Source organism: Azospirillum brasilense (genome assembly GCF_008365405.1).
Lineage (GTDB): Bacteria > Pseudomonadota > Alphaproteobacteria > Azospirillales > Azospirillaceae > Azospirillum > Azospirillum brasilense_D.
The window spans coordinates 616293-631827 of the sequence record NZ_QOKV01000001.1; the positions used below are offsets into that span (position 1 = coordinate 616293).

Sequence of the window (15535 nt, forward strand, 5' to 3'; positions counted from 1 at the left end):
GCAAGGAACGGGCGCCCGCAGTCACGGGCGCCCGAAATGCTATTGGTGCATCAGCCGATACGGTGAGCAATCAGGTAAGTGAACTCCACCTGCCCATTGATATTGGCGGGCGCGCCATTGTTTTGGATAGCGTACATTTCAACCTTGTCGGTGCTCCCGTTAAGGTAGAAAACTTCGTCGGCGGCGCAGGTATGCATAGCCGTTACACCCGAGCTGCTGACGGTGCGGGATGCAGAGCTGCCGTTCTTCGACAGCAAGGCGAGGAAACTCGTCCCGAGATTTGCGGAAAAGGCAATCTGGCCTCGCACTCGATAGTATCCAGCGGAGTGCGGCTTGAACCAGTGGTTGGTGGTGTCAAAGCCGTTTCCGACGTTGAAGTCCGTCGTGTTGAAATTGATTTTCGTGCTGGTAGCGGACGGCACCCCGGTCTGGTCAGTTCCGCCCAGCGTGGCACGGCACGCGACGACCGCATTGTCGGATGACAGATCAGTCAGAGCGCGCTCGTCCACGATCGCGCCGTTGGTTATGGTGTCGGCGGTGCTTTCTAGAAAAACCCGGGCGACGGGCAACTTGCCGGTGGGAATGGCCGGCGGGGTCAGGCTGTTGGCGGTGCCGGCCACGACGCTGGCGGCGCCGGTCGTGCGGTCGACCACCACGCGGTCGATGCGGAAGCCCGACGACGGCGGCGCGAAGGGGCCGACGACCTGCGCCTTCACTTCCGTCAGGGTGGTGCCGTTCAGCAGATAGCCGGGGTCGAGCGCGATGGTCAGGTCGGGCGACACCTGGGCGTGCGGGGCGAAGGGGCCGACGATGCGCTGGGCAACGGCCCAGTTGGCGGTGCTCTGCGGCAGATCGGTCGGGTTGAAGGTCTGGACGGACACGGGATGCTCCTTGAAACAATGGCGGTGCAGCGAGGGGCGGTTCGGCATGTGACCCCGCGGGGAACGGATATAGGACTATCATCCTTTTTCATGGTCTTAAAGACTGTATTCCTTAATTGCTCAGATTAAAATCCTTGGCGCATCGCGCTCATCGCAGGGGGCTTTCCGCGCCCGATTCGCTTGGAAGCGGGCTGGCGAGTGGCTGGGACGATGCCGTGCGCAGGACGCTTGCCTTGCGGCACGGGTCGGTTAGCCTTCGGTGACGCGCACAAAAATCGGCGGTCGAACAATGGAGAAGATGCATGGCCAGCGCACCGGTCGCCGCGACCAAGGAACCCATCGTCATCGAACTGGAAGCCGGCAAAACCTACTGGTGGTGCCGGTGCGGGCGCAGCGCCAAGCAGCCGCTGTGCGACGGCAGCCATGCCGGCACCGGGCTGGAGCCGATGAAGTTCTCTCCCGCCACCTCTATGAAGGCGCGCTTCTGCGGCTGCAAGGCGACCAGGAAGCCGCCCTTCTGCGACGGCAGCCATCTCGACCTGAAGTGAGCGTCACCGGAACCCCCAGCGAACCCCGATTGACATTCGCAATGGTCCCGGTAGGTTAAACGGCACAAGCCGACGATCCCTCGCGGGAGAGATCATTGCCCGGTCCGCCGGGCAGTGGCGCCGAAGGAGCAACCGCCCCGGAAACTCTCAGGCAAAAGGACCGCAAGGGGGATAAGGCAACTCTGGAAAGCAGCTCGGTCCGCGCACAGCGGGGAACGGCTCACCGAAGGAGTAAACCGGTTGTCGGGGTTGGACCCCACCGGTGAATCTCTCAGGTCCAGGACAGAGGGGGCAGGACTCGCGCCAATCCCGGCGCGGGTTGTGCGACCCTATGTCGGAGGACCCGCGTGACCGAGGCTTCTGAGTCCCTCAAGACAACGCCGCTGCACAGCCTCCATCTGGAGCTGAAGGGCAAGATGGTGCCCTTCGCCGGCTACGACATGCCGGTGCAGTACCCGCTCGGCATCCTCAAGGAACACCAGCACACCCGCGCCAAGGCCGGGCTGTTCGACGTGTCGCACATGGGGCAGGTGCGCCTGACCGGCGACGATCCCGCGGCGGCTCTGGAGTCGCTGGTTCCCGGCGACATCAAGGGGCTGGCCCGCGGGCGCATGCGCTACACGCTGTTCCTGAACGAGCAGGGCGGCATCCTGGACGACCTGATGGTCACCAACGCCGGGGATCACCTGTTCCTGGTCGTCAACGCCGCCCGCAAGGACCACGACGTCGCCCACATGCGCGAGCGGCTGAAGGGCAAGGCCGAGGTGGAACTGCTGGACGACCTCGCCCTGATGGCCCTTCAGGGGCCGGAGGCCGCGGCGGTGCTCGGGCGCTTCATCCCCGAGGCGGCCACCATGAAGTTCATGAGCTATCTGCCGGCGACCTTCGACGGCATCCCAGTGGTCATCACCCGCTCCGGCTACACGGGCGAGGACGGCTACGAAATCTCCTGCGACACATCCGACGCCGAGACCATCGCCCGCGCACTGCTGGCCGAGGAGGAAGTCGAGGCCATCGGGCTGGGTGCCCGCGACTCGCTGCGCCTGGAGGCCGGGCTCTGCCTCTACGGCCACGACATCGACGAGACGACGACTCCGGTCGAAGCCGGCCTGGAATGGGCGCTGTCCAAGCGCCGCCGGGAGGAGGGCGGCTTCCCCGGCCACGACATCATCAAGGACCAGCTCGCCAACGGCGCCCCGCGCCGTCGCGTCGGGCTCCAGCCGGAAGGCCGTCAGCCGGCCCGCGAGCACACCGACGTCTGCGACGCGGACGGAAAGAAGATCGGCGAAGTGACCAGCGGCGGCTTCGGCCCCACCGCCTCGGCGCCGGTAGCCATGGGCTATGTGGACCGCGCGCACGCCGCCGTGGGCACGCCGGTCCAGCTCATGGTCCGCGGCAAGCCGCTGGCCGCCAAGGTCGCCGCCATGCCCTTCGTGCCGCAGCGCTACTACCGCGGCTGACCAAACAAACACCGAGCGAACAGGGGACAACCATGACCATCAAGTACACCAAGGACCATGAGTGGGTCCGCGTCGAGGGCGATGTCGGCACCGTCGGCGTCAGCGACCACGCCCAGCACCAGCTCGGCGACGTCGTGTTCGTCGAGCTGCCGGACGTCGGCCGCCAGCTCGTCCAGGGCAAGGAAGCCGCCGTCGTGGAGTCGGTGAAGGCCGCCAGCGACGTGTTCGCCCCGGTTTCCGGCGAGGTGATCGAGGCCAACGCCGATCTGGAGAACGACCCGTCTCTGGTGAACGCCGGGGCCGAGACCACCGGCTGGTTTTTCAAGCTGCGCCTCAGCAACCCGTCGGAGCTGGACGCGCTGATGGACGAAGCCGCCTACAAGGCCTTCGTGGAAGGGCAAGCCTGAGATGCGTTACCTGCCCCTGACCGAGGCCGACCGGCGCTCCATGCTGGAGGCCATCGGCGTGCCGTCGGTGGACGAGCTGTTCCGCGACGTGCCCGAGGCGGCCCGCCTCTCCGGCCCGATCGAGGGGCTGTCCAACCATATGGGCGAGCTTGAGGTCGATCGCGCCCTGTCGGCGATGGCGGGGAAGAACCTGCCCGCCGGCAGCGTGCCGAGCTTTCTCGGTGCCGGTGCCTACCGCCACCACATCCCGGCAACGGTGGACCATCTGGTCCAGCGCGGCGAGTTCCTGACCGCCTACACCCCGTACCAGCCGGAGGTGAGCCAGGGCACGCTGCAGGTCCTGTTCGAGTTCCAGACCCAGGTCTCGCTGCTGACCGGCATGGACGTCGCCAACGCCTCCATGTACGACGGCGCCACCGCCTGCGCGGAAGCCGTGATGATGGCGAACCGCGTCACCCGCCGGAAGAAGGCCGTGCTGTCCGGCGGCCTGCACCCGCATTACCGCGACACCACGACGACCGACGCCCGCTTCATCGGCTTCGAGACGGTGGTGATGCCGCCGGCTCCGACCGGCGGCGAGGACCTGCTGGCCGCGGTCGACGGCGACACCTCCTGCGTCGTCGTGCAGAACCCGGACGTGTTCGGCCATGTCCGCGACTACACCGAACTGGGCAAGGCCTGCCAGGCCAAGGGCGCCCTGCTGATCGTCGTGGTGACGGAGGCCGTGTCGCTCGGCCTGCTGACCCCGCCGGGCGCCATGGGCGCCGACATCGTGGCGGCGGAAGGCCAGTCGCTGGGCAACGCGCTGAACTTCGGCGGTCCCTATGTCGGGCTGTTCGCGGTGAAGGAGAAGCTGGTCCGCCAGATGCCCGGCCGCCTCTGCGGCCAGACGGTGGACGCCGACGGGCGGCGCGGCTTCGTGCTGACGCTGTCGACGCGTGAGCAGCACATCCGCCGCGAGAAGGCGACCTCGAACATCTGCACCAACTCCGGCCTGTGCGCGCTGGCCTTCTCCATCCATCTCAGCCTGCTGGGGGAGGAAGGCTTCACCCGGCTCGCCGAGATCAACCACGGCAAGGCCGTGCAGCTGGCCGACAAGCTGGCCGCGGTGAAGGGCGTGGAGATCGTCAACGGCAGCTTCTTCAACGAGTTCACCGTGAAACTGCCGAAGCCGGCGGCAGAGGTGGTCGAAGCGCTGGCGCAACGCGGCATCCTGGGCGGCGTTCCGGCCTCCCGCCTGTTCGGCGGCGGGCTCGACGACCTGCTGATCGTGGCCGCCACCGAGACCAACACCGAGTCCGACATGGACGCCTTCGCCACCGCCCTCGCCGAGGTTCTGTGATGAGCATGAACAACCAGGGTCGCCCGACTCATATTTCCGGGGGCATCCAGAATTCGGACAGCGCCGTTCCGCAGACCGTCACCGGCAACCGCGGCCTGCAGATCGAGGAGCCGCTGATCTTCGAACAGGACAGCGCCGGGCGTTGCGGCGTCGATCTGCCAGAGGTCCCCGCGGTGGGCTCGCGCCTGGGGGCGGTGAAGCCGCGCGGCCGGATCGGCCTGCCGGGCCTCGCCGAACCGCAGGTGGTCCGCCACTACACCCGCCTGTCGCAGAAGAACTACGCCATCGACAGCGGCCTGTACCCGCTCGGCTCCTGCACGATGAAGCACAACCCGCGCCTGAACGAGAAGATGGCGCGGCTGCCGGGCTTCGCCGACGTGCACCCGCTCCAGCCCGAAAGCACGGTGCAGGGCGCGCTGGAGCTGATGGCGGAGCTGGGCCGCTGGCTCGCCACGCTGACCGGCATGGCGGCGGTGACGCTGGCCCCGGCGGCGGGCGCGCACGGCGAGATGTGCGGCATCATGGCGATCCGCTCCGCCCATGACGCCAAGGGGGATAAAGGTCGCACCAAGATCCTTGTCCCGGAAAGCGCTCACGGCACCAACCCGGCGACCGCCGCCGCCTGCGGCTATGCGGTCGAGGCGATCCCGGCGACCGAGGACGGGCGCGTCGATCTGGAGGCGCTGAAGGCCAAGCTCGGCCCCGACGTCGCCGGCCTGATGCTGACCAACCCGAACACCTGCGGCCTGTTCGAGCGCGACATCATCACCATCGCCGAGGCGGTGCACGCGGCGGGCGCCTATTTCTACTGCGACGGTGCCAACTTCAACGCCATCGTCGGGCGGGTGCGTCCGGCCGACCTCGGCATCGACGTGATGCACATCAACCTGCACAAGACCTTCTCCACCCCGCATGGCGGCGGCGGTCCGGGCTCCGGTCCGGTGGTCTTCGCGGAGTCGCTGGCCCCCTTCGTCCCGGTGCCCTACGTGGTGCAGGACAAGGACGGCGCCTTCCGTCTGGTCGAGCAGGCCGGCGACGGCCCGGCCTTCGGGCGGATGAAGGCGTTCCACGGCCAGATGGGCATGTTCGTCCGCGCGCTCGCCTACATGATGAGCCACGGCGCCGACGGGCTGCGGCAGGTGGCGAACGACGCGGTGCTGAACGCAAACTACCTGCTGGCGCGCCTTCAGGACGTGATGACGCCCTCCTTCGCGGGGCCGTGCATGCACGAATGCCTGTTCGACGACCACTTCCTGAAGGGCACGGGGGTGACCACGCTCGACATCGCCAAGGCGCTGATCGACGAGGGCTTCCACCCGATGACCATGTACTTCCCGCTGGTCGTGCATGGCGCTCTGCTGATCGAGCCGACCGAGACGGAGTCGAAGGCCAGCCTGGACCAGTTCGTCACCGCCCTGCGCGCCCTGGCGGAGCGGGCCAAGTCCGGCGACGTGGCCTATTTCCAGGGTGCCCCGCGCCTGACCCCGCGCCGCCGCCTGGACGAAACCGCCGCGGCGCGCAAGCCGGTGCTGCGCTGGGCGCCGGCGGTGGCGCCGGAGACGGTCGCGGCGGAGTAGGGCGCACTTGCCCCCACCCTCCCACTTCGTGGGTCCCTCCCTCCCCCGCTGCGCAGGGGAGGGATTGATTGCGGAGATGGCGGAGTTCTCTCCCCTGCACAGCGGGGAGGGTTAGGGTGGGGGCAAACCCCTTACCGCTGATCCAGCTTCACCTCGATCCGCCGGTTCCGCGCCAGCGCCTCGTCGCTGGTGCCGGGGTCGAGCGGCTGGTACTCGCCGAAGCCGGCGGCGGCCAGCCGGTCCGCCGGAATTCCCTGGTCGATCAGATACTTCACCACCGAGATCGCGCGCGCCGCCGACAGCTCCCAGTTCGAGGCGAACTGGATGCGCACCGGGCGCGCGTCGGTGTGACCGTCCACCCGCAGCACCCAGTTGATGTCCGGCGGGATGGTCCGGCCGATCTCGATCAGCGTGCGCGCCAATTCCGCCAGCCTCTGCTTGCCGGCCTCCTCCAGCATCGCCGAGCCGGAGGGGAACAGCAGCTCCGACTGGAAGACGAAGCGGTCGCCGACGATGCGCACGTCGGGCCGGTTGCCCAGAGTCTCGCGCACGCGCCCGAAGAACTCCGAGCGGTAGCGGGCGAGGTCCTGCACCTTGGCGGCCAGGGCCTGATTCAGCCGCGAGCCGAGTTCGGCGATCTGGACCTGCTGCTCCTCCGCCTTCTTCTCCGAGATATCCAGCACGGCACCGATGCGGGCGAGCTGCTCGCGCAGGGCGGCCATCTGCCGGTTCAGCAGGTCGACCTGCTCGTTCGCCTTGCCGGTTGCGCTCTGCTCGGCGGACAGCGAGGCCATCAATTCGGTGATGCGGATGTCGCGCGTCTCGATGTCCTTCTGCGCGAGCATCGTCTTCTCGTCCGCCGAGGCGAGACGTGTTTCCAGCGCCTTGGAACGGTCGCGCTCCCCGCCTAGCTCGGCCAGCAGGGCTTGGCGCTGCTCCTCGGTCAGGCGTTGCTGCGCGGCGGCGGCGGCGAGTTCGCCCTCCAGCTTGGTCCGGGCCTCGCGCAACGCCTTCAGGTCGGCCTGGAGGCTGGCGGCCTCGGCCAGCTTCAGCTCGATGGTTTCCTTGTCGGCGCGGATCGTGCGCTGCAACTCCTCCGCCGCGCGGGCGGCGTGGTCAAGGTCGCCCTGCAGCGTGGCGATGCGGCCGGTCATGGTGTCCCTCGCCACCACGGAGCCTTGAAGTTCCGCCGAGAGCTGGGCGACGTTGATGCGCAGGTCGGCGTTGGCGTCCCGTTCCAGCGCCAGCAGGTCGTTCAGCTCCGCCACCTTGCGGTTGAGGCTGCCGAGCTGCTCGTCACGCCCGGTCAAGGCGGTCGCCATGTAGAACTGGGCGACGACGAAGATCATCAGCAGGAAGATGACCACCATGACGAGGGACGACAGCGCGTCCACCCATCCGGGCCATGCGCTGGCCTCGCGGTGGCCGTTGCGGCGGCTGATGCTGGGCATGGCGGGGTGTCCCTCCGGCGATTGCAACCCCTCTCCCGCCTCGGGAGAGGGAGGGGCCCGCCGCAAGGCGGCGGGAGGGTGCGGGTGCGGGCACGGAGGAGGCGCTGATCCTTGCCTGTACCCTCACCCGGCCGCTTTGCGGCCACCCTCTCCCGGGACGGGAGAGGGAAGAATGATCAGCGCTGTTCCGATTCCTCGGCCAGGGCGGCGATGGTGCGGGCCAGCAGCTTGATCTCGCTGCGAATCTCCTGCACCGCCTGGACCCGGCCGGTGGACGACTCCTCGACCATGCGGGCGAGGTAGATGTCCATGTTGCGCAGATGCTGGCGCGAGGCGTCGTCGAAGCCGCCGACCGCCGCGTCGGACAGCCGGTCGAGCAGCCCCTTCATCTCCAGCTGGCTCTCGCCGAGCCGCAGGAGAAGCTGCTGCTCGGCGCGCATCTGGTCGGTCAGCGTGCTCAACCGCTCGGTCAGGGCCATCAGGTTGGCGTTGGCCGACCGACGGCCCTCCTCGGCGGTGGCGACGGTGCGCTGAAGCGAGTCGAGGTTCTCCGCCGTCTGCTCGAGGAGCGCCGTCAGATAGGCCGGCATCGACTGGTCGCCGGTCTCCAGGCCGCCGCCGGCCCCGCTGGAAAGGCGGGTGGCACCGGACAGCCAGTCTTCGACGTCCTGGAAGAAGCGGTTGTGCGCCTGGCTGGCCTGAAGCTCCAGGAAGCCCAGCACCAGCGAGCCCGCCAGACCGAACAGCGAGGAGCTGAAGGCCGTGCCCATGCCGGTCAGCGGCGCCTCCAGCCCGTGCTGGAGGTTGCTGAACATCGCCCCGACGTCGCCGCCCTGCACCGACAGCCCGCCGATGACCGAGCCGACCGACTGCACCGTGTGCAGCAGGCCCCAGAAGGTGCCGAGCAGGCCGAGGAAGATCAGCAACCCGATCAGGTAGCGCGACAGCTCCCGCGACTCGTCCAGCCGCGAGGCGATGCCGTCGAGCAGCGAGCGCATGGACAGCGCCGACAGGGTCAGCCGGCCGCGCCGTTCCCGCAGCATGCGCGCCATCGGGGCGAGCAGCACCGGTTCCGGCGCGGCGACGGCCGGGTTGCCGGACTGGAAATGCTCCAGCCACGCCACCTCGGGCCGCAGCATCAGCACTTGGCGGAAGATGAACAGGATGCCGGCGAGCAGCGTGCCGAGGATCAGCCCGTTCAGCGCCGGGTTGTTCATGAAGGCGGCGCGCAGGGCCGGGAACAGCAACGCCGTCACGCTTCCCACGGCCACCAGGAAGAGGATCATCCGTGTCAGGAAGCGCTCCGGGCGCGTCATCGGGGAAGGCTCCTCAAGAGGGTGGGACGACGGGGCGATGGCGGCCATGGGCACTCTCGTCCAGGGGAAGGGCAGGCGTCGGTACGGGTTACAGAGGGCAGATCACTGGTTCAGGAACTCCACGTCCAGCCGGTCCGGCGCGCCACCGGCCGCCTCCATGCCCAGGGCGCGGATGTCGACGCGCGTGCTGGCGATGCCGGCGGTCCCCAGCCGCTCGCGGACGGCCAGGGCGCGGGCCAGCGACAGCTGCCGAGCCTCGCGCGCCGTCTCCGGTGTGCCGCTGGCGTAGGAGCGGATTTGGATTCGAAGCTGCGGGTTGGCGTTCATACGCTCCGCGATGGTTTCAAGCCGCGCCTGGGCCGGTTCGGGAACGGCGGTGGCCGTACCGTTGAACAGCACGGTCAGCGGTTCCATCCGGGGCAGGGCGGGCGCTGCGGGCGCTCTCGGAGTCGGCGGGGGCAGGGCGGCGGTCTGCGTCCGGTCGGGCGGCGGAGGTGCCGCCGGGCGGTTGGACGCCGGGACCGGCGGCGCGCCTTCCGGCAGGGCCGGTGGTGGCGGCGTGGGACCGATCGAAATCTGCGGCAGATCCGGCGCCGTCATCAGGGTCGGGGCCTTGAAGACGGGCGGAGCCGGCGGGGCCGGCGGGGGGAAGATGTCGGGCCGCGGCGGGATCGGCAGCGGCTGCGCGTTCTCCAGCGTCAGGCCACCCGCATTGGCGGTGTTGGCCGGGGCCGGAGCGGAAGCGCTGGTCGTCGTCGGCGCGGTGCCAGACGAGGAGCAGGCGGTCACGGCCAGGGACAGCGCCACGACCGCGGCGGCGGGGAGGACGCGCAACGGGACCTGCCGCCCGACGGGGGCGTTTGGAGAACCGCTCATGCGTCCGACAATCCTCATGGTGACCAGCGCGTTGTTCCCAGTGACACGGAAAAGCGTTGGTACCATAGCCCTTCGATCGGTGTAGGGACAACGCCCTTTGGGCCGCGCGGCGTGTTTCCCCACCAAAGCGCGGCCCTTGCTACCCCAACGTCATGAAGGGCTTATGGCTCGGCCGGAGGTCAGCCCTGACCGGCGTCCGCCGCCCCGGCGGGAGCGGAGCGCACCTTGCGTTCCGTCGCACCGCGCAGGATCTTGGCGATCGGCAGATGGAAATGGGCGTTGGCCGCCAGGATCGTGCCGCCGAACACCGGGTTGCGCCCGCCGCCGATCTCACCGACGAAGCCGCCGGCCTCGGTGACCAGAAGCTGGCCGGCCGCAGCGTCCCAGGGGGCGAGGCCACGCTCCCAATAGCCGTCGTAGCGGCCCGCCGCGACGTAGGCGAGGTCGAGCGAGGCGGCGCCGAAGCGGCGGATGCCCGCGACTTCCTTCATCAGGGCCTCGGCCTCCACCAGGAAGCCGGCATGGTCGCCGCGGCCCTTGAAGGGGATGCCAGTGGCGATCACCGCGTCGGCGAGGTTGCGGCGCTCCGACACGCGCAGGCGCTGGTGGTTCAGGAAGGCGCCCTGGCCCTTCTCGGCCCAGAACATCTGGTCGTGCACCGGCTCGTACACGACACCGGCGACGATCTCGCCGTTCTTCTCCGCGGCGATGGAGATCGCCCAGTGCGGGATGCCGTGCAGGAAGTTGGTGGTGCCGTCCAGCGGATCGACGATCCAGCGGGCGGTCGGGTCGCTGCCCTTGCTGGCGCCCGTCTCCTCCATGAGGAAGCCGAAATCCGGGCGGGCCTTCTGCAGCTCTTCGCGCAGCAGCTTTTCCGCCTTCATGTCGGCGGCGGACACGAAGTCCGCCGGGCCCTTGCGCGACACCTGGAGGTGCTCGACCTCGCCGAAGTCGCGGACAAGGCCGCGGGCCGCCTTTTCGGCGGCGCGGACCATCACGTTGATAAGGGCGGAGCGGGTGGCCATGGGCGTGCTTTATCTCGTGCGGAACCGGAAAAAGAATACACCGGCCCCCGCCTGAAGCGAGAGCCGGTGCGCAGAAAATCAGTCAGGACGGTCAGTCCTTGGCGCGCTCGACATACTCGCCGGTCTGGGTGTCGACGACGACGCGGGTGCCCGACTCGATGTGCGGCGGCACCAGGATCGACACGCCGTTCTCCAGCTTCGCCGGCTTGTAGGAGGAGGAGGCCGTCTGGCCCTTCACCACCGGGTCGGCTTCGGTGATCTGCAGGGTGACCTTGCCGGGGATCTCGACGCCGAGCGGCGCGCCTTCGAAGGACTGCACGGTGACTTCCATGCCGTCCTGCAGGAACACCTTCTGGTCGCCGATGATCTCGCCGGGGATGGCGGTCTGCTCGTAGCTTTCCTTGTCCATGAAGGTGTAGCTGTCGCCTTCGGCGAACAGGAAGGTCATCTCGTGCTCGTCCAGGCGGGCGCGCTCGACCGTCTCCTGGGTGCGGAAGCGCTCGATCGACTTGTTGCCGGTGCGCACATCCTTCATTTCAAGCTGGATGAAGGCGCCGCCCTTGCCGGGCTGGACGATAGCGGTCTTCGTGATGACCCAGAGCTTACCGTTATGCTCCAGCACATGGCCGGGACGCATCGTGTTGGCGTTGACCTTCATGACATACTCGTGATTTCCAGGAGACAGGCGGCGCGGAACCTAGCAGCTTGCCGGGCCGGTGGCAACGCCGGGTGGGGCTCATTCAGCGTTCTGCGCCTTCTTTGTCCGTTTTCGCCGCCGTTGCCACTCTGCTAAGCAGCGTCATCGCTCCGTCAGGGAAGGCCGTCATGTCCCCCGTCACGCCCGCCCATTCTCCGTCCTGGGCTCCCGAGACCTTCGCCCGCCGCCGCCCCCATCTGGCCGTGCGTGGCCGCGTGCTCGGCGCCGTCCGCCGCTTCTTCGAGGAGAACGCCTTCCTGGAGGTGGACACCCCGGCGCTCCAGGTCTCGCCGGGGATGGAGCCGCATCTCCAGGCCTTCGCGACGGATCTGGTGGGACCGCACCCCGACGACCGGCTGCGGCTGCACCTGCACACCAGCCCCGAATTCGCCATGAAGAAGCTGCTGGTGGCCGGGCTGCCGCGCATCTACCAGATCGCCCACGTCTTCCGGAACGGCGAGCGGTCGGCCACCCACGCGCCGGAATTCTCCATGCTCGAATGGTACCGGGCGGGGGAGGGCTACCGGACGCTGATCCGCGATTGCGAGGATCTGGTCCGCGAGGCCGCCGTCGCCGCCGGGCGGACGCGATTCGACTTTCGCGGCATGACCTGCGATCCCTTCAAGGAGTGGCGGGTGCTGACCGTGCAGGACGCCTTCCGGGACTATGCCGGGATCGACCTGCTGGAGACCTTCGACGGCAGTCACGACCCCGACCCGGCCCCGCTGGCCGCCATGGCGCGGGCCATCGGCATCGCCCCGCACGACGGCGACCGCTGGGAGGACATCGTCTTCCGCATCATGTTCGACCGGATCGAGCCGCATCTGGGCGCGGGCGTGCCCTGCGTGCTGACCGACTATCCCGTCTGCATGGCCGCCCTGTCGCGCCCCAAGCCCGAGGACCCGCGGCTGGCCGAGCGGTTCGAGCTGTACGCCTGCGGCCTGGAACTCGCCAACGCTTTCGGTGAGTTGACCGACGCCCGCGCCCAGCGCGCCCGCTTCGAGGCCGACATGGACCTGAAGGAACGCATCTACGGCGACCGCTTCCCGGTGGACGAGGACTTCCTGGCGGCGCTGGAGCACGGCATGCCGGAGTGCAGCGGCATCGCGCTGGGCTTCGATCGGCTGGTCATGCTGTGCAGCGGGGCGGAGCGCATCGACGAGGTGCTGTGGCTGCCGGTGGCGGGGGGCTGAGTCCGTCCGCCACCGGTGTCGGCGTCCTCAGGCGGTGACGTCGATCACCACGCGGCCGCGCACCTGCCCGGCAAGGATCTGGCCGGCCAGTTCCGGCAGCTTCGACATCGGCTCCACCCTGTACATGGCCTTCAGGTGGTCCTTGTCGAGATCGCGGGCCAGCCGCGCCCAGGCGCGTTCGCGCCGTTCCGCCGGGGCGGCGACCGAATCGACGCCGATCAGCGCGACGCTGCGCAGGATGTGCGGCAGGACCGTTCCGGGCAGGTCGGCGCTGCCCGCCAGCCCGCAGGCGGCGATGGCGCCGCCCCAGACGGTCTGCGACAGGGCGTTGACCAGCGTGATGCCGCCCACCGAATCGACGCCGCCGGCCCAGCGCTCCTTCTGGAGCGGCGGGCCTTTCTCCTGAAGGGCGGCGCGGTCGATGAAGCCGGTGGCGCCCAGGCCGGACAGATACTCATGGGTCTCGGGCCGTCCGGTCGAGGCGGTGACCGGATAGCCGGCCTTGGCGAGCAGGGCGACCGCGACGGAACCGACGCCGCCGGCCGCTCCGGTGACCAGCACCTCCTTGCCGCCGGGCTGGATCGTGCCCCACCGCTCCAGCGCATCCACGCACAGCGCGGCGGTGTAGCCGGCGGTGCCGATGCCCATCGCCTCCTCCGGCGAGAAGACGTCGGGCAGGCGGGTCAGCCATTCCGGCTTCACGCGCTGGAACCGGCTGTAGCCGCCCCACTGGGTTTCCGACAGGCCCCAGCCATTGACAATCACTTTATCCCCGGCCTTCCAGTCGGCGGAGCGCGATTCCACGACGGTGCCAGCGAGGTCGATGCCGGCGACCATCGGCAGTTTGCGGGCGATCCGGCCCTTGCCGGAGACGGCGAGGCCGTCCTTGTAGTTCAGGGTGGAATAGGCGACCTCGACCAGCACGTCATGGTCCGGAAGGTCGGTCAGGCTCAGCGGCTTGAAGCCCCCCTTGGGCTTGCCGTCGGCGTCCTCGATGACGAAGGCGGTGAAGGTGTCGGCCATGCGGATTCCTCTCCCGGATCGGGTTCTTGATTGGGGGAAAGCCTAGCACGGACGCGGCGATGGACAAGGCGTTGGGATGGAAAGGGCGTCACGTTCCCCTCTCCCGCCCCGGGAGAGGGAAGGGGCCCACGCCGAAGGCGTGGGAAGGGTGAGGGTGCGGCCAAGAATAAGTTGCCGATCCTTGTGCGACCCTCACCCGGCTCTCAGCGGATGCCATGGGCATCCGCCTGTCGCCGTCAGCGCTGGCTTTCAGCCAGCGCGAAAGGCGCCTTCGGCGCCACCCTCTCCCGGGGCGGGAGAGGGATAAGCACGCTTGCGAGCCTCCAGATCAGAAGGTGATCTTGGTCTGGAGCGCGATCACGTCCACATGGGCCTTGTAGTCGGCGGACAGATTGCCGCGGAAGGCGTCGCTGCCCGTCAGGTTGTCGCGCAGGTCCATCTTGGCCTTGTTGGCGAAGATGTGGCTGTAGCCGATGTCGGTACGGATGCTGTCCGTGACCTGGTAGCCGGCGCCGATCGACACCCAGTAACGGTCCTCGTCCGGAATGCGCGGCGTGCGGTACTGGTCGCTGACCGGGGTCTGGTCATAGGCCACGCCGAAGCGCAGGGTGAGCTTCTCGTCCCACTTGTAGGCGGCGCCCAGAGCAAAGAACCAGGAGTCGTCCCAGTTCTCGTCGGTCACGGTGTCGGTGCGCAGCGGGTTGCGGTAGCGGATGCGCAACTCCTTGAAGCGCGACCAGTTGGTCCACTGCGCGTCGGCCATCACGGCGAAGGAACTGGTCAGCTCATGATAGGCGCCGAAGGAAATGATGTCCGGCGTGGCGACCTTCGCCCGCACCGGCGAATTGGCGAAGCTGGCCTGCAGCGCCGGCACGGCGGGAACGCCCTCGAACTTCGAATCGCCGTCCAACTCATGGGAGACGGAGGAGCGGTAGGAGACGCCGAAACGGGTGCCCTTGGCCGGCTCGTACAGCATGCCGGCGGTGACGCCGACGCCCCAGTCGTCGCCCTTCACCTCGCCCACACCGTCGCGCGAGCCCGGCGCGATGGGAACCCCCGTGGCCGCCAGGATCGAGCCGAAATCCACGGCTTGGCTCAGCCGCGCCTTGGCGTACTGGAACTGCAGGCCGCCGGCGATGGTCAGGTCCGGCATCAACCGGTAGGACACGGTCGGGGAGATGTTGATCGTCAGCAGGCTGGAATGGATGCCGTGGTAACGGCCGGTCCAGCTTTCCGGATAGTCGGTGGACAGGCCCCAGGGCGCGGTGATGGCGAGGCCCAGCTTCACGTCCGGCGACACCGTGTAGGCCAGATAGCCCGATGGAATCACCGCGTCCATGCCGATGTCGCCGGGGTCGGAGGTGCCCCGGATGGTGCTGCCGCCCAGCCGCGTGGCGCGGGTGCCGCGGGCGTTGCTGGTCTTCGAGGTCGGGAACACGCCGCTCAGCACGCCGACCGCCTGATTCCCCTCGATGGTCCCCAGGGCCGCGGGGTTGAAGAACAGGCCGGTGGCGTCGCCCATGCCGTTGGCGGTGGCGCCCGCGAAGGAGGTGCCCTGGCCCGAGGCGCTCTGCTCCTTCAGCAGATAGCCGGCGGCGCCGGCCGGCAGCGGGGCCGCAATGGCGACGACCGCGGCGGCGGCGAGCAGGTTCCCCTTCAGAGACCAATTGGACATGCGTTTCTCCCCAATTTCGTTATTTGACGCAATGATACACACATTGACGTTAACGTAAAGTGGG

14 protein-coding genes and 1 riboswitch are annotated in these 15535 nt (G+C 68.6%); of the genes, 6 read left to right on the forward strand and 8 right to left on the reverse strand.

The genetic code is table 11. From position 1 onward, the window contains the following. Positions 1-50: 50 nt before the first annotated feature. Positions 51-881: a hypothetical protein gene (locus tag DS837_RS02945; protein ID WP_149163338.1), complete on the reverse strand. Its 831-nt coding sequence runs from the start codon at positions 879-881 to the stop codon at positions 51-53. Between the two features lie 302 nt (positions 882-1183). On the opposite strand from DS837_RS02945, the gene DS837_RS02950 reads away from it, so the two are divergent. The 5 genes from DS837_RS02950 (at position 1184) to gcvPB (ending at position 6215) form a co-directional block, all read left to right on the forward strand. Then, complete coding sequence (locus DS837_RS02950) at positions 1184-1429, forward strand: CDGSH iron-sulfur domain-containing protein (RefSeq protein WP_149163339.1); 246 nt, start codon at positions 1184-1186, stop codon at positions 1427-1429. Between the two features lie 73 nt (positions 1430-1502). Next, a riboswitch (glycine riboswitch) is annotated at positions 1503-1602 on the forward strand. Between the two features lie 174 nt (positions 1603-1776). After that, positions 1777-2889 (forward strand): glycine cleavage system aminomethyltransferase GcvT, encoded by a 1113-nt coding sequence (gcvT, locus tag DS837_RS02955; protein WP_149163340.1) that lies wholly within the window; start codon positions 1777-1779, stop codon positions 2887-2889. 32 nt (positions 2890-2921) lie between these two features. Continuing rightward, on the forward strand, positions 2922-3296 hold the full coding sequence (gcvH, locus tag DS837_RS02960; protein ID WP_149163341.1) for a glycine cleavage system protein GcvH: 375 nt from the start codon (positions 2922-2924) through the stop codon (positions 3294-3296). Position 3297: 1 nt separating this feature from the next. Continuing rightward, positions 3298-4638 carry an aminomethyl-transferring glycine dehydrogenase subunit GcvPA gene (gene gcvPA / locus DS837_RS02965; RefSeq protein ID WP_149163342.1) on the forward strand — a complete coding sequence of 447 codons (1341 nt, stop codon included), beginning with the start codon at positions 3298-3300 and terminating at the stop codon, positions 4636-4638. Further along, the gene (gene gcvPB, locus DS837_RS02970; protein ID WP_149163343.1) at positions 4638-6215 is read left to right on the forward strand and encodes an aminomethyl-transferring glycine dehydrogenase subunit GcvPB; all 1578 of its coding nucleotides are present in this window, start codon (positions 4638-4640) and stop codon (positions 6213-6215) included. Before gcvPA ends, gcvPB begins: the two co-directional genes overlap by 1 nt. 131 nt (positions 6216-6346) lie before the next feature. On the opposite strand, the gene DS837_RS02975 is transcribed toward gcvPB, so the two are convergent. The 5 genes from DS837_RS02975 to efp all read right to left on the reverse strand — a co-directional run bounded on the left by DS837_RS02975 (position 6347) and on the right by efp (position 11541). Beyond that, positions 6347-7666 (reverse strand): peptidoglycan -binding protein, encoded by a 1320-nt coding sequence (locus tag DS837_RS02975; RefSeq protein ID WP_149163344.1) that lies wholly within the window; start codon positions 7664-7666, stop codon positions 6347-6349. Between the two features lie 176 nt (positions 7667-7842). Then, complete coding sequence (locus DS837_RS02980; RefSeq protein WP_149163345.1) at positions 7843-9030, reverse strand: flagellar motor protein MotA; 1188 nt, start codon at positions 9028-9030, stop codon at positions 7843-7845. Positions 9031-9084: 54 nt separating this feature from the next. Then, a complete protein-coding gene (locus tag DS837_RS02985; protein WP_149163346.1) occupies positions 9085-9858 on the reverse strand; it encodes an OmpA family protein in 774 nt (257 codons plus the stop codon). A 179-nt stretch (positions 9859-10037) separates the two neighbouring features. Continuing rightward, entirely contained in the window at positions 10038-10883 is an 846-nt protein-coding gene (locus DS837_RS02990; protein ID WP_109071271.1) for an inositol monophosphatase family protein, read from the reverse strand. 91 nt (positions 10884-10974) lie between these two features. After that, the gene (gene efp / locus DS837_RS02995) at positions 10975-11541 is read right to left on the reverse strand and encodes an elongation factor P (protein WP_014240821.1); all 567 of its coding nucleotides are present in this window, start codon (positions 11539-11541) and stop codon (positions 10975-10977) included. Between the two features lie 167 nt (positions 11542-11708). Between efp and epmA the strand changes: the two genes are divergently transcribed. Further along, positions 11709-12773 (forward strand): EF-P lysine aminoacylase EpmA, encoded by a 1065-nt coding sequence (gene epmA, locus DS837_RS03000; RefSeq protein WP_149163347.1) that lies wholly within the window; start codon positions 11709-11711, stop codon positions 12771-12773. Between the two features lie 27 nt (positions 12774-12800). Here the strand turns inward: epmA and DS837_RS03005 are convergent, their stop codons facing one another. Together DS837_RS03005 and DS837_RS03010 are read right to left on the reverse strand one after the other, a co-directional pair. Then, positions 12801-13796 carry an MDR family oxidoreductase gene (locus DS837_RS03005; protein WP_149163348.1) on the reverse strand — a complete coding sequence of 332 codons (996 nt, stop codon included), beginning with the start codon at positions 13794-13796 and terminating at the stop codon, positions 12801-12803. A gap of 328 nt (positions 13797-14124) precedes the next feature. After that, positions 14125-15471, reverse strand: a complete 1347-nt coding sequence (locus DS837_RS03010) for an OmpP1/FadL family transporter (RefSeq protein WP_149163349.1) — start codon at positions 15469-15471, stop codon at positions 14125-14127. Between the last annotated feature and the right edge of the window lie 64 nt (positions 15472-15535).

Excerpts from the sequence above, each read along its gene's own strand:
- DS837_RS02950 (WP_149163339.1), top strand. The coding sequence starts at position 1,184 with ATGGCCAGCGCACCGGTCGCCGCGACCAAGGAACCCATCGTCATCGAA.
- gcvH (WP_149163341.1), top strand. The coding sequence starts at position 2,922 with ATGACCATCAAGTACACCAAGGACCATGAGTGGGTCCGCGTCGAGGGC.
- gcvPA (WP_149163342.1), top strand. The coding sequence starts at position 3,298 with ATGCGTTACCTGCCCCTGACCGAGGCCGACCGGCGCTCCATGCTGGAG.
- gcvPB (WP_149163343.1), top strand. The coding sequence starts at position 4,638 with ATGAGCATGAACAACCAGGGTCGCCCGACTCATATTTCCGGGGGCATC.
- DS837_RS02975 (WP_149163344.1), bottom strand. The coding sequence starts at position 7,666 with ATGCCCAGCATCAGCCGCCGCAACGGCCACCGCGAGGCCAGCGCATGG.
- DS837_RS02980 (WP_149163345.1), bottom strand. The coding sequence starts at position 9,030 with ATGGCCGCCATCGCCCCGTCGTCCCACCCTCTTGAGGAGCCTTCCCCG.
- DS837_RS02985 (WP_149163346.1), bottom strand. The coding sequence starts at position 9,858 with ATGAGCGGTTCTCCAAACGCCCCCGTCGGGCGGCAGGTCCCGTTGCGC.
- DS837_RS02990 (WP_109071271.1), bottom strand. The coding sequence starts at position 10,883 with ATGGCCACCCGCTCCGCCCTTATCAACGTGATGGTCCGCGCCGCCGAA.
- efp (WP_014240821.1), bottom strand. The coding sequence starts at position 11,541 with ATGAAGGTCAACGCCAACACGATGCGTCCCGGCCATGTGCTGGAGCAT.
- epmA (WP_149163347.1), top strand. The coding sequence starts at position 11,709 with ATGTCCCCCGTCACGCCCGCCCATTCTCCGTCCTGGGCTCCCGAGACC.
- DS837_RS03005 (WP_149163348.1), bottom strand. The coding sequence starts at position 13,796 with ATGGCCGACACCTTCACCGCCTTCGTCATCGAGGACGCCGACGGCAAG.
- DS837_RS03010 (WP_149163349.1), bottom strand. The coding sequence starts at position 15,471 with ATGTCCAATTGGTCTCTGAAGGGGAACCTGCTCGCCGCCGCCGCGGTC.